This is a genomic window from Cupriavidus sp. GW821-FHT02F09 (assembly GCF_059421605.1).
The window spans coordinates 1-12,414 of the sequence record NZ_JBWKVH010000080.1 but is presented as its reverse complement, the minus strand read 5'-3'; the positions used below and the strand labels follow the sequence as shown (position 1 = coordinate 12,414).

Genomic DNA, 12,414 nt, shown 5'->3' with positions numbered 1-12,414 from the left:
GCGTCGCGCCTTTGCTCTCTTTGAGCACAAGAGATGGCCCATCTAGGTTCGAATGCATCGCTGAGCGGGCCCGAGATTACCTCTACCGTGAATGCGATTGACTCCAAGCGCCGAAGCCAGGCTGCAGGCATTGTCGGCGCCGATCTGGACACGGCGGTCGGCATTGCGAGGGCGAGCGCAACGGCCGTCCGCCACGCATCACCCGCGAAGCGCGACTACAACTGATCGCGCTGGCGTATGAAACGAAGGAACCTGAGGGGCGGGACACGCCCACGCTCGACGAGATTGTGGCGTGCGCTGGGTTCAGTACGCTCAGCAGTTCCATGTGCACTCGACCTTGACGGGTATCAGCGGGATACCGTAGCGCATGCAGGTTTATTGCAGCATGCGTGGTCGAATTCAGCGTGATGCGCCACCACGAAGCGGCTCGCGAGCAACCTGCTCGCCGATTGCAGTCCAGGGCAGTACAGACGCCACGTTGAGGCCCGTGATGCCAAGCACGTCCCAGGCCTGCGACGAGACGAGCTGGGACGGCCTCACCAGCATGTCCAGCAGAGCAACGCCGGCGCCGTCAGGAATGGCGATCTCGATGATCTCGGCGTTCGCGTCCAGGCCAGTCCAGTACGTGGGACAGAGGCGCCTGTGCGATCAGGCCAGCCATGTGTGCGCGTACGGCGCGCAATTCGGCATCCCATTCGTCCCACTCGCCTTGTGCGGCGCAAGCTTCGCAGCGCCCGCGCTTGTCCAGCCAATTGTTATCACAGCGGTGTCTGTAACCGGTACAGGGCGAGATGCCAACCGGCGCCCTCCCCGCCGCCAGCGCGCCGAGTTGGCATGTCCGACCACACGCCGGCAAAAGCGCTTTCGGGTGCATTTCGCACAGCATTGGCTGGCCCCCTAGCGAAAACCCTAGTAGGCCATTGCCCCTCCTCGCGTCTAAACTTTAGTCCATATTCTGAACCTTTCGTCCACATTATGGATTTACACCATGCCAATCGATCAGCCTGATGACCAGCCCATGGTTCCCTATCAGTATCCCAACCCCAAGGAAGCGCTGCCGGAAATCGTCATCCCGAACGCGATTCCGACGGACGAGCGGCTCTGGGTGCCCCAAGCCGAAAACGTCTGGTTCCGCCCTCTGTGTCTGAACGCGAGCCAAGGCTACTGGATGAACCTGTTGCGTGTCCGGAAATCCGGCGTGCTAAGCCGCCACCGCCATCCGCAAGCCGTTCATGGCTTTGTCCTCAAGGGCCGCTGGAAATATCTCGAGCACGACTGGGAAGCGACGGAGGGCAGCTATGTCTTCGAGCCCCCTGGTGAAACCCATACGCTGTACGTGCCTCCCGATGTTGAGGAAATGATCACGTTCTTTCAGGTCAATGGGATCATGTATTACACGGACCCTTGGGGCAAAGGAAACGGTTACGAGGACGTCTTCACGAAGATCGAAATGTGCAAAAAGCACTTCACCGAGGTTGGACTCGGTGAAGGCTATGTCAACCAATTCATTCGCTAAGCTATGACAACCGCAACTTACGATTTTTCCGGTCTCGTGGCTGTCGTAACAGGGGGTGGATCGGGCATCGGCGCCGCCATCGTCCAGCAATTGGCTGGTCACGGCGCCAAGGTTGCCGTATGGGACCTCGCACCACGCGGCGCCGGGAACGAATGGAAGGTAGATGTAGCGGATGCCGACAGCGTTTTTCAGGCCTGCGAGCAAACTCTCGCTGAATTCGGAAAGATTGACATCCTCGTGAACAACGCGGGCTTTGCGGGTCCCACGCAACCGCTGGATAGCTACGACCCGGCTGTCTGGGAGCGGATCGTCAACGTCAACCTAGTGGGAACCTTCAACGTCTGCAGAGCGGTCGTGCCGGCCATGCGGCGTGCGGGAATCGGTCGCATTGTCAATGTTGCGTCGCTCGCCGGCAAGGAAGGCACGCCAAATGCGTCAGCCTACAGTGCGGCCAAGGCAGGTGTCATCGCGATGACCAAAGCGCTCGGAAAGGAGTTGGCCGAGACCGACATTCGCGTCAATGCCATAGCACCCGCCGCCGTCCGGACCACGTTATTGGAACAAATGTCCCCGGCGCATGTGCAAACCATGATCGACAAGAGTCCGATGCGCAGGTTGGGTGAATCCGACGAGGTAGCCGAACTCGTCACATGGCTATGCTCGGGATCATGCACCTTCAATACCGGTGCCGTCTTTGACTTGTCCGGCGGTCGTGCGACCTACTAAGGAAGATAAGCGATTGCCGGTGAAAGCCTAGTGGTTTGCCGTATGCAGAGACGCGGTGAACTTCGAAGAAGCAGATGCAGAACGCAACAGCTGGTTTAGCGATTGCATACACAGGTTTTGGAAAAGGCCTGTCACAACATCAGAAAGCGCCCCCGCGGCATTCTTTGCCGGCGGATTGCCCCAGTAACACGAAAGGTTGATCCTGAGTCCCCATGCTGACCTCCTTCGAACCCCCCTCCGCTTCCACCCGGACCCCGCGCGTCATCCGCCTTCACGCACTCGATGATGTCGTGATCTCGCTCGATCAGTTGGTCACCGGCACGCATATCGCGACAGAAGGCGTCACTGTGGCAGGACTGATTCCGCCTGGCCACAAGATGGCGACGCGAGCCATTGCGCCAGGCGCCGCCGTACGCCGCTACGGGCAAATCATCGGTTTTGCCAGCAAGGCAATCGAACCCGGTCAGCACGTGCATACGCACAACCTGGTCATGGGCGAATTCACGCGCGACTACGCGTTCGGCGAGGATGCTCGACCTACCGCGCCAGTGCAAGTGCCCGCTACGTTTCAAGGTATCGTTCGCGCCGATGGGCGCGTAGCCACGCGAAACTACATCGGTATCCTGACGTCCGTGAACTGTTCGGCGACCGTGGCACGTGCCATTGCTGACCATTTCCGTCGCGACATCAACCCGGCTGCCCTTGCAGATTATCCCAACGTAGATGGTGTGGTTGCATTGACCCATGGCAGCGGTTGCGCGATGGATTCCGAAGGGGAGGCGTTGTCCATCCTGCAGCGAACGCTGGGCGGGTACGCGTGTCATCCGAATTTCGCAAGCTTGCTAGTTGTTGGCCTCGGATGTGAGACGAATCAGATTCCGCGGTTACTGGAGACCCAAGGCTTGGAGAACGGTGATCGCCTGCGCGCCTTCACTATTCAGGACACGGGTGGTACTACGAAGACGATCTCGCGTGGCATCGAGTTGATCCGCGAGATGCTGCCGGCCGCCAATGCAGTGCGCCGCGAACCGGTTCCCGCAAGCCACCTGATTGTTGGATTGCAGTGCGGTGGCTCGGACGGCTATTCCGGAATCTCGGCTAACCCCGTGCTCGGCGCTGCCGTTGATCTGTTGGTTCAACATGGGGGCACAGCCATTCTCTCGGAGACGCCCGAGATCTATGGTGCCGAGCATCTTCTTACTCGCCGGGCAATAACGCCTGAAGTCGGCCACAAGCTCGTGGAACGCATTCGTTGGTGGGAGAGCTATTGCGAGCGCCATGGCGCGGCAATGAACAACAATCCTTCCTCTGGAAATAAGGCTGGCGGCCTGACCACCGTCCTGGAAAAGTCGCTCGGTGGAATTGCCAAAGGCGGCTCGACTGCGCTGATGGACGTCTATGAGTACGCCCAGCCGGTGCGTGCGCGTGGCCTAGTTTTCATGGATACCCCAGGCTTCGATCCCGTCTCTGCCACGGGCCAGGTGGCCGGCGGCGCCAACCTCATCTGTTTCACCACGGGCCGCGGATCGGCATATGGTTGCGCTCCGTCGCCCTCCTTCAAATTGGCCACGAACACCGCGTTGTGGGAAAAGCAGGCGGACGACATGGACTTGAACTGCGGCGAAATCCTGGAAGGCCGCCGAACCATTGCCGACAAGGGCGCGGAATTGTTCCAGCGACTGCTCGACCTCGCGTCTGGAGAGCGTTCGCGTAGCGAATGTCACGGATATGGTCAGCAGGAATTCGTCCCCTGGAATATCGGCGCGACCGTCTGACGTCCGGCTAATTTAATAATGGCGATGAAGACACGCGTTTAGAAAAAGCGCGTGCACTCCTGATATTCCCTTCCAATAAGTGGCGCAGGAATAGCGTTCAGACCCCTTAAATATTAGGTGGGTTAGCACTGTACTTCCCACATTTTTATCACGAAGGCAAAGGTTGCGTTGCGACTGCGCCCCCTTCAGGCACACCTTCGTATTCCAATCGATTTAGGCAAGAGCAGAGATCGCGTGGCCGCAAGTCACGCGACAAGGGCCGCGTTCGCGTGAGCGGGCCCTCGCTCCCAAGGAGACATCCATGAAACGAAACATGCGTTGGGTAGTAGTTTCCCTATGCTTTCTGGCGATCGCGATCAGCTACGTCGACCGCGCGAATCTGGCCGTGGCAGCGCACGACATCCAAAGGGATCTTCATATCACGCCATCCCAAATGGGGCTGCTCCTGAGCGGCTTCTTCTGGACCTATGCGTTTATGCAGATGCCGGCAGGCTGGCTCGTCGACAAAATCGGCTCGCGCGTCGCTCTGCCACTCGCCGTTGGTTGGTGGTCGGTGGCGACAGCGGTTACCGCAGGTGTGTCGAGCCTCAGCACTATGTTTGGCTGTCGCTTGCTGCTGGGGATTGGTGAGGCAGGTGCATATCCTTCGTGCTCCAAACTTGTCAGCCAATGGTTCCGTCCGGAACAGCGAGCCTTCGCAACAAGCATCTTCGACAGTGGCGCACGTGTTGGATCGGCACTGTCCATCCCGCTGGTTGCTCTCATCGTAAGTACGCTGGGTTGGAAAGCGGCGTTCTTTCTGACCGGCTTGCTGGGCGTTGTCTGGGTGGTTGGCTGGTTCATCATCTATCGGAACCCGGAGGACTTCGAATCCGCTACGCCAAATGCAGCAGCCAATGTGCAGGCGGGTTCGGGTGAGGAAGTTACGTGGGGATCCCTCTTCCGCCATCGGACGATGTGGGGGATGATGCTGGGGTTCTTCTGCTTTAACGTGGCAAACTACTTCTTCATTACCTGGTTTCCGAGCTATCTCGTCGAGACACATGGCCTTTCCCTGAAGTCTCTTGGCACGCTCGGCATGATTCCGGCGCTTGCTGCAATTCCTGCCGGCTGGCTCGGTGGTTACGTATCGGACGCGCTCTACCGCCGTGGCTGGAGCCTCACTGCCGCACGGAAGACCTGCATGGTTGCCGGATTGCTCATGTCCTCCACAATCACACTGTCCGCGTTCACGTCGGAAATCCACCTGGTGCTTACCTTCCTCGCGATCTCCTACGGCAGTCTCGCATTTACAGGCGCCAGCATCTGGTCGCTACCAGGCGACGTCGCGCCGAGTTCCCGCCATGTTGCCTCGATCGCCGGTATTCAAAACTTTGCGTCGAATCTCGCTGGGATTGTTATCACTACGTTCACGGGGGTGATGGTTGAGATGACGAAGGGTTCGTTCGCGATTCCGTTGATGCTAGCAGGTGGTGCGTGCTTGCTCGGCGCGTTTAGCTACTTGGTCATTGTCGGAAAGATCGAGCCCTTCCCGACGCAGGAGGTCCAGCCTGTAATCGGTGGCAGCGTACGCTCTGTCGGTTGAGCCGCAGATTGCGACTGGGGCAGATGGACTTCGCTGCGCTGCCCCAGCTTGCATGACGTGCGTCTGAATTGTTAAGGCATGACGAGTAGTCCGTTTTCAGCGAAGCTGGGTGGCTTCGACGATGTCGGGGTTGTCCGAGCTAGCAGGTTTGGTGCACTCGTCTCAACCTGCCAGCAAAGGCTCGTCTGTTTCTCGAGGCGTTAACCGAGCACTTCCGTGTTAACGATTTCGAGCGCCTGTGGACATCATAGGGCGGAGGTCAAACTGCACGCACTTGGTAAGACGAGCCCAAATGGTCAATCTGCGATGAAATAGATCTCAGTGACAATAACAGCGCGCCTCTCAGAAAGAGTCCGTCTCGGAAAAGGCTGGTGTCTCGGCGATGCGCTGAGAGATGACTCTGCAGGTTTCCAGTAACGGTTGCACATAGGCTTGCAAAGGATCTTCCTTTTGGCGGAAACGCAAAGTGCTGACGCTGATTGCGGCAATGGGCTGCCCTTGACGTCCAAAGATGGCTGCACCAAAACAATAGATACCAGCTTCTTGTTCTTCCTCGTCAACTGACCAGCCGCGACTGCGTATATTAACCAGTTGGGCGCGCAGGCCAGCTAGTGTGGTGATGGTATTGGGTGTGTAGCGAGTGAAGGGACGTGGCAACTCCTGCAGCAACTTATCGCAGGCGATGTCGTCGAGCGCGGCGAGATAGGCCTTCCCTACCGCCGTGGAGTGGAGAGAGACGTTTGTTCCGATACGCGAAGTCATGCGCACCGCACTCGGGCTCTCCAGCTTTTCCACATAAACCATGTGGTGACCATTCAGCACCGCCAAATGGACTGTTTCGCCTGTGATGTCGCGCAGCTGTTTGAGATCCTCTACCGACGCCAGCCGCAACTCCGACCGCCCCCAACTCCGGTTAGCCAATTGAATCAGACGCGGCCCGAGTGCCAGTCGGCCTGATTGAGGGCTCTCCTCCAGTAGTCGCTCCGCGACCAGAGCGGCCACAGTACGATAAACAGTCGGGCGCGGATAGCCGCTCAGCTTGCTGAGTTCCGCGATGGTCAATGGCTCAGGCGTATCGGCCACAAGCTGCAGTAAGTGCATGAACTTGGAGAATGCGGCCGTTCCGGCAATCTGCGAGGATGCCCGTGGTGCGGGCGACGACGATTTGGTCATAGCGAATCTGAGATAGGACAAACTCTTCGGGGAATCACATCCGCTCGAAGGGACGGCTGCCGGTTTGCACCGACCTACATTTTTTGAACTGTCTCGAATTGTACCGGGGTCTAGCGTGGCTGAGTGCCGAATGGCGCCGTTCTGGATCGTAGAGCATCTCGAAACTGGTATGCAACCGCCCCCCCCCGGTGTTGCGCGTTACCCAGGGACCGCTGGTCTGGTGCCATGAGCCATACCAGGGTAGCCTGATTTTGGCTCAAAACCTACGAGCTCGGTGGGTCCAACTCAGATCCTAAATCGGACATGCAAGCGCACAATACAAGCATGTTGTCACCGCCCACGTTCCGCTTACCCATCCTTTGCTGCATCGATTCGCCATAGAGAGACCGCGTCACACTTCTGAGATTGCGGACTGGTTCCACGACGGCTCCCTGCCGAAAGCGTAGTCGCGGGCGAAATCGCCCATAGCACAGGTTGTGTGTATGCACGTGCTGGCCTGATCGCTCGGCTCGCGAAGCCGATGATCTGCCCGTAGCTCCGGACCGGCGTTCCCGCCGCGATGGCGCGCATGGCCATCTTGTGGCCGGGCGGAATCCGCCCGGCCACGGTGGTCCATTACGAAGGGACAGGCGTGCCGGCCACCAGTTGGCCCAGCGACATGACGACGTCGTCCCAGCGGTGCAGCCGGATGGCGCGCGCAACCCCGAGCATGGAGGAAGAAAGCGTGGAGAATCCTGGGGTGGGTGTCTGCATGGTGGTAGTGAAGAAGTGTGGCCTCTGCGCGGTTTACTGGAGCACTTCCGACGGTAGTGGCATGCCGAAGTAGCGCTTGTAGATCTCGTTCAACTTGCCGTTATTGAGGTTGGTCTTGACCCAGCCGTCGAGCCAGGCTTTTAGCTCGGGCTCGTTCTTGCGCAGCCCGACGCCGTACGGGTAGGCCTTCACGGCGAACTTCGGGACGATGTCGCGCGACGGGTTGGCTTTCTTCACGGCCGAGATCACGCTGGGCGGGGTGGCGATGAAATCCTGCTGTCCGGTGGCCACGGCGGTGTTCGTGGTGGCATCGTCCTCGTAGCGCACGATGCCGACGCCTGGGACCCCCTTGCTGCCGCGGGTCAGTTCCTGGTCGCTCGTGGTGCCGCGGGTGACTGCGATGGTCTTGCCAGATAGGTCAGCGAAGGACGTGACCTTGGCGGACGCCGGCCCGCCGACCACGATCGGCACCACGCCGTAGGGCTCGGAGAAGTCGATCACTTTCTTGCGGTCCTCGGTAATGGAGAAGGAGGCCATCACCACGTCGGCCTTGCGGCTGAGCAGAAACGGCACGCGGTTCGGACCAGTGACCGGAACGATCTGCAGCGCCACGCCCAGATCTTTCGCCAGCAGCTTTGCCGCCTCGACGTCGGAACCCACCTGCTGGGCCTGGTCGTCAATCATGCCATAGGGCGGCGCGCCAATATCTACCGCAACCAGGATCGTCTTGCGCTGCTTGATGGTGTCCAGCGAGTTGGCAGCGTGTGCCGCTGTAGCGCCTGCGGCGAGCGAAAGCGCGGCCAGGGCGAAGTAAAGGCGTCGGGTGAGCTTCATGGGGCGTGTCTCCTGATTGTAGTGAAAAGTGAAATGGCTGCCCGGCTCACAAGCCATTGGCCACGAACTGCTGCAGCTCTGGAGTCGAGGGGTGGCTTAGCAGGTCGTCGCTGCCACGCTCCCAGACGATGCCTTGGTGCATGAACATGATCTGGTCAGCTACCGAGCGGGCAAAAGCCATCTCGTGGGTGACCAGCACCATCGTCATGCCGTCCTGAGCCAGCCGCTCGATGACGCGCAGTACTTCGCCGGTGAGCTGAGGGTCAAGGGCGGATGTCACTTCGTCGAACAGCATCAGCTTGGGCTCCATGGCCAGCGAGCGCGCGATGGCCGCGCGCTGCTGCTGGCCGCCGGAGAGTTGTTCCGGGTAGTAGTGGGCGCGCTCTTCCAGCCCCACCTTCTGCAGCATCTGCATACCCAGGTCATCGGCTTGCTTGCGCGGCATGCGTTTGACCTTGCGCGGCGCCAGGGTCACGTTCTGCAGCACTGTCAGGTGGGGGAAAAGGTTGTAGCTCTGGAACACGATGCCGACTTCTTGGCGCAGCGCCAGCAGGTCGACCGTACCCGAATGCATGGCCCGGCCGCAAACATGCAGCTCGCCACCCTGGATGGTCTCCAGGCCGTTGATGCAGCGCAGCGCCGTGGTCTTGCCCGAGCCACTGCGGCCAATCAGCGCGACCACCTGGCCGCGCTCGACCGAGAAGTTCACATCCTTGAGGATCTGCACGTCCCCGAACGATTTGCAGACTTTGTGAAAGCGGACGATGTCATCCATGGGAAATATCCTTATTCTGTACACTGGCCATGCTCAGCGCCGGGCCAGGCGCTTTTCGAGGCGGTATGCCAGCGAAGAGAGCGGGTAGCAAATCGCGAAGTACAGCAGCGCAGCCAGTGTGAAGACCACGAAGGGCTTGAAGGTGGAGTTGTTCACCACCCGTGCGGAGTAGGTTAGGTCGAAGAAACCGATGACAACGGCATAGGAGGAGTTCTTGACGATCTGCACCAAAAATCCCACTGTCGGCGCGATAGCGATGCGCACTGCCTGCGGCAAGATCACATGGACCACTCGCTGCAGCGGCCGCAGTGCCAGGCATTCAGCGGCCTCCCACTGCGTGCGCGGGACGGCTTGGAGGCAGCCCTTCCAGATCTCGCCGAGGTAGGCGCTGGCATAGGCCGTCATGGCGAGTCCCGCTGCCACCAGCGAGGGCAGTTCGAAGCCTGCGATGCTGATACCGAAGTAGCACAGGAACATGATCACTGGCAGGGGGATGCCCTGGATCAGCTTCACATAGGCACCGGCCACGCCGCGCAACAGCCAGCGGCCGCGGCTGAGCGCTAGCGCGATCGGTAGGCCCGCCAGCAATCCGCCGACAAAGCCCATGAGCGCCAGCACCAGCGTCCAGCCAGCCCCCTTAAAGATAAAGCCGATCTGGTCGAGCGAGATTCCGAACAGCATTCTGTTTTCCTTGTGTGGGCTGTGGACTCAGAGCGGTGTCTTGAGGCGACGACGGCGGGGGAACACAACGTTGGCTAGGCCGGCCATGGTCAACCGCAGCAGCCAGGACATGGCGAGGTAGACGACGGCGATGACGAGATAGATCTCGAAGCCGCGGAAGGTCTCGGACTGGATGACGTAACCTACTGCCGTCAGCTCTTCTGCGGAGATTTGCGACATGATGGAAGTGGCCAGCATCATCAGAACAAACTGGCTGATGAGCGCTGGGTACATCCGCTCCACCGCCTGCGGCAGGATGACAAGGCACAGCATCTTCCAGCGTGACATTCCCAGGCAGGATGCCGCTTCCAACTGGCCGCGCGGAACGGACTCGATGCCGGCCCGTACGATCTCGGCGGTGTAGGCCGACACATTGATCACCAGCGCAATGACCGCCGCCGCGAGCGCCGGCACCCGAACCTGAATCGCGGCAAGGCCGAAGAACAGCCAGAAGGCCTGGACAACCAGCGGCGTGTTGCGAAGCGCCTCCACATAGAAACCCACCGCCTTGCGCAGCAGGGGGCCGCCCTGCGTGCGGGCCACGGCTAGCGCCACGCCGACGACGAAGCCAAGCACAATGGTGGTGAAGGCCATGCGCAGGGTTAGCAGCATGCCGTCGACCAGTGCGCGCCAATGCGTCGCGAGAAAGCTGAAGTCGAATTCGTAATTCATGTGCTGATGCTCAGGCCAGTGGCACCGGGGCGGACATGCCGAACTTCTCCAGCCAGGGCTGGAGGAGCGGCAGGATGGCCGGGTTCAGCGCCACGCCATCGCGCAGCTGGCGCGCCTTGCGTTCCAGCGCGCCCTGCCCCGGCAGGCGCACGCGATCCACGCCCGGCCGTGGCGGGTTGTCGGTGCAGGCCCGCGCGATCCAGCCCATTTGTGCCGCAAAGGCCTCCTCGCCGGCAAAGGCCGATGGATCCAGTATCTGCAGGAACACGGTATTGCCCCAGTTCTTGCCCGGATCGTCGCGGCCATGGCCAGAGAGGCCGGCCGTCAGCGCCTCTACCATCAGCGACAGCGCATAGCCCTTGTGGCCGGCGTCCAGGCCGCCCAGCGGCAGGATCGAGCCCGCATGCGGCGGGAACAGGACGGCAGGGTCATCGCTGGCATTGCCGTGCTCGTCGATCAGCCACTGGTGTGGCAGGCGCTTGCCCTGCTTGTACAGCCGGGTGGTCATCCCGACCGTGGTGATGGAGGTCGAAACATCGATCAGCACCGGTCCCTGCGGCGTGGGAAAGCCCACGGCCATCGGGCTGGGCGAGAACACCGGACGGGTGCCGCCGAATGGCGCCACCGAATTGGCCGCCGGCGCCGAAGAGTACAGCAGCATCACGAAGCCCGCTCGCGCGGCCCGCTCCAGGTAAGCGGCCAAGCAGGCGATATGGTGGGCGCGCCGGATGGTCACCGTGCCGGTGCCGTAGTTGCGTGCCCGCGCCATCGCGCATTCCATCGCGCGCAGCGTCAGCCACGGGCCGGGCAGGCGCTTGCCGTCCCAGGTCGACACGGCGGCGCGGTTGGCCAGCACGTCGTAGTCCTCCTTGACCGCCATGCTGCCGCTTTCGATCTCGGCTAGGTAGGTGGGCAGCAGTTGCAGGCCGTGCGTGTCATGGCCCATCAGATCGCCTTCGACCAGGATCTCCGCAACGTCGGCGGCCCGGTCGACAGGCATGCCTACGCGCTCGAGCATGGCCTGCGCCATCGTGCGCAGTGCGGCGGCGTCATGGCGTGTGGTGGCTGGGGGTTGGCTTGACATCGAAATTCCTTGAGTTAGGGCGCGTGAGGCGCGCCGGGGTTTTTCAGGCGACCAGATAACCACCGTCGACCGGCAGAATGACCCCGGTAATGAAGGCAGCTGCTGGAGCGCAGAGGAAGGCCACGGCATCCGCGATGTCCTCGGGCTTGCCCCAGCGACCCAGCGGCGTGCGCTGCAAGATGGCGCCGCTGCGCGCTTGGTCCTCCTGCAGCGCCTGCGTGAGCGGCGTGGCGATCCATCCCGGCGCGACGGCGTTCACACGGATGCCGTCGGAGGCATAGGCCAGTGCAAGCGACTTCGTCAGCTGCGCGATGCCCCCCTTGCTGGCGGCATATCCCGGGACCAATGCGCCTCCAAAAAAACTGAGCATCGAAGCCGTATTCACGATCACGCCGCGCCGCGTCGCCAGCAGGGGACGGGCGGCGCTGCAGATGCGCATCGTGCCCGTCAGGTTCACCGCAATCACCTGCTCGAACACCGCCACATCATGCTCCGCGCCGCGACGAATGATGCCGGCACAGTTCACCAGGATGTCCAGCGTGGACAGTTTCCCGAATAGCGTAGCCACATCGGCTTCGTTACTCACGTCTGCCAGGCAGACGTCGACGCGGGTGTCGAGCGAGCCGTCGCCCTGATCGATACCGACTGCTGTCACGCTGGCGCCGAGTGCGGCAAGGGCGTTGGCCACCGCGGCGCCAATGCCCTGGGTCGCACCAGTGACGAGGGCATGCTTGCCCTTGAAGAGGTCAGGCTGGAAAGTCATGGGGATCCAAAGAAAAGAGCCGTGGCGGCAGGCAGTCA

At 61.0% G+C, this 12,414-nt stretch carries 13 protein-coding genes; 4 read left to right on the top strand and 9 right to left on the bottom strand.

Annotated features, from left to right (window positions below; translation table 11 throughout):
- Positions 1–988 precede the first annotated feature (988 nt).
- From AC07XB_RS38330 to AC07XB_RS38315, 4 genes are all read left to right on the top strand, one after another.
- Positions 989–1,516: a 2,4'-dihydroxyacetophenone dioxygenase family protein gene (locus AC07XB_RS38330; protein ID WP_492833077.1), complete on the top strand. Its 528-nt coding sequence runs from the start codon at positions 989–991 to the stop codon at positions 1,514–1,516.
- A 3-nt stretch (positions 1,517–1,519) separates the two neighbouring features.
- Positions 1,520–2,242: an SDR family NAD(P)-dependent oxidoreductase gene (locus AC07XB_RS38325; RefSeq protein ID WP_492833075.1), complete on the top strand. Its 723-nt coding sequence runs from the start codon at positions 1,520–1,522 to the stop codon at positions 2,240–2,242.
- 212 nt (positions 2,243–2,454) lie between these two features.
- Entirely contained in the window at positions 2,455–4,017 is a 1,563-nt protein-coding gene (locus tag AC07XB_RS38320; RefSeq protein WP_492833073.1) for a UxaA family hydrolase, read from the top strand.
- 301 nt (positions 4,018–4,318) lie between these two features.
- On the top strand, positions 4,319–5,602 hold the full coding sequence (locus AC07XB_RS38315) for an MFS transporter (RefSeq protein ID WP_492833071.1): 1,284 nt from the start codon (positions 4,319–4,321) through the stop codon (positions 5,600–5,602).
- A gap of 342 nt (positions 5,603–5,944) precedes the next feature.
- On the opposite strand, the gene AC07XB_RS38310 is transcribed toward AC07XB_RS38315, so the two are convergent.
- The 9 genes from AC07XB_RS38310 to AC07XB_RS38270 form a co-directional block, all read right to left on the bottom strand.
- Positions 5,945–6,775, bottom strand: a complete 831-nt coding sequence (locus AC07XB_RS38310; RefSeq protein ID WP_492833069.1) for an IclR family transcriptional regulator — start codon at positions 6,773–6,775, stop codon at positions 5,945–5,947.
- 348 nt (positions 6,776–7,123) lie between these two features.
- Positions 7,124–7,345, bottom strand: a complete 222-nt coding sequence (locus AC07XB_RS38305; RefSeq protein ID WP_492833067.1) for a hypothetical protein — start codon at positions 7,343–7,345, stop codon at positions 7,124–7,126.
- 45 nt (positions 7,346–7,390) lie between these two features.
- Entirely contained in the window at positions 7,391–7,528 is a 138-nt protein-coding gene (locus AC07XB_RS38300) for a hypothetical protein (RefSeq protein WP_492833065.1), read from the bottom strand.
- Positions 7,529–7,561: 33 nt separating this feature from the next.
- On the bottom strand, positions 7,562–8,362 hold the full coding sequence (locus AC07XB_RS38295) for a transporter substrate-binding domain-containing protein (RefSeq protein WP_492833063.1): 801 nt from the start codon (positions 8,360–8,362) through the stop codon (positions 7,562–7,564).
- Positions 8,363–8,408: 46 nt separating this feature from the next.
- Positions 8,409–9,137, bottom strand: a complete 729-nt coding sequence (locus tag AC07XB_RS38290) for an amino acid ABC transporter ATP-binding protein (RefSeq protein WP_492833061.1) — start codon at positions 9,135–9,137, stop codon at positions 8,409–8,411.
- Positions 9,138–9,170: 33 nt separating this feature from the next.
- The gene (locus AC07XB_RS38285; RefSeq protein WP_492833059.1) at positions 9,171–9,818 is read right to left on the bottom strand and encodes an amino acid ABC transporter permease; all 648 of its coding nucleotides are present in this window, start codon (positions 9,816–9,818) and stop codon (positions 9,171–9,173) included.
- A gap of 27 nt (positions 9,819–9,845) precedes the next feature.
- On the bottom strand, positions 9,846–10,529 hold the full coding sequence (locus tag AC07XB_RS38280; RefSeq protein ID WP_492833057.1) for an amino acid ABC transporter permease: 684 nt from the start codon (positions 10,527–10,529) through the stop codon (positions 9,846–9,848).
- Between the two features lie 10 nt (positions 10,530–10,539).
- On the bottom strand, positions 10,540–11,613 hold the full coding sequence (locus tag AC07XB_RS38275; protein ID WP_492833056.1) for an Ldh family oxidoreductase: 1,074 nt from the start codon (positions 11,611–11,613) through the stop codon (positions 10,540–10,542).
- Between the two features lie 43 nt (positions 11,614–11,656).
- Entirely contained in the window at positions 11,657–12,376 is a 720-nt protein-coding gene (locus AC07XB_RS38270; protein ID WP_492833054.1) for an SDR family NAD(P)-dependent oxidoreductase, read from the bottom strand.
- Positions 12,377–12,414: the final 38 nt, after the last annotated feature.

Bases quoted from the DNA above. Each gene is read 5' to 3' on its own strand.
- AC07XB_RS38290 (WP_492833061.1), bottom strand. From the start codon at position 9,137: ATGGATGACATCGTCCGCTTTCACAAAGTCTGCAAATCGTTCGGGGAC.
- AC07XB_RS38295 (WP_492833063.1), bottom strand. From the start codon at position 8,362: ATGAAGCTCACCCGACGCCTTTACTTCGCCCTGGCCGCGCTTTCGCTC.
- AC07XB_RS38270 (WP_492833054.1), bottom strand. From the start codon at position 12,376: ATGACTTTCCAGCCTGACCTCTTCAAGGGCAAGCATGCCCTCGTCACT.
- AC07XB_RS38310 (WP_492833069.1), bottom strand. From the start codon at position 6,775: ATGACCAAATCGTCGTCGCCCGCACCACGGGCATCCTCGCAGATTGCC.
- AC07XB_RS38280 (WP_492833057.1), bottom strand. From the start codon at position 10,529: ATGAATTACGAATTCGACTTCAGCTTTCTCGCGACGCATTGGCGCGCA.
- AC07XB_RS38330 (WP_492833077.1), top strand. From the start codon at position 989: ATGCCAATCGATCAGCCTGATGACCAGCCCATGGTTCCCTATCAGTAT.
- AC07XB_RS38285 (WP_492833059.1), bottom strand. From the start codon at position 9,818: ATGCTGTTCGGAATCTCGCTCGACCAGATCGGCTTTATCTTTAAGGGG.
- AC07XB_RS38300 (WP_492833065.1), bottom strand. From the start codon at position 7,528: ATGCAGACACCCACCCCAGGATTCTCCACGCTTTCTTCCTCCATGCTC.
- AC07XB_RS38325 (WP_492833075.1), top strand. From the start codon at position 1,520: ATGACAACCGCAACTTACGATTTTTCCGGTCTCGTGGCTGTCGTAACA.
- AC07XB_RS38305 (WP_492833067.1), bottom strand. From the start codon at position 7,345: ATGCGCGCCATCGCGGCGGGAACGCCGGTCCGGAGCTACGGGCAGATC.
- AC07XB_RS38320 (WP_492833073.1), top strand. From the start codon at position 2,455: ATGCTGACCTCCTTCGAACCCCCCTCCGCTTCCACCCGGACCCCGCGC.
- AC07XB_RS38315 (WP_492833071.1), top strand. From the start codon at position 4,319: ATGAAACGAAACATGCGTTGGGTAGTAGTTTCCCTATGCTTTCTGGCG.
- AC07XB_RS38275 (WP_492833056.1), bottom strand. From the start codon at position 11,613: ATGTCAAGCCAACCCCCAGCCACCACACGCCATGACGCCGCCGCACTG.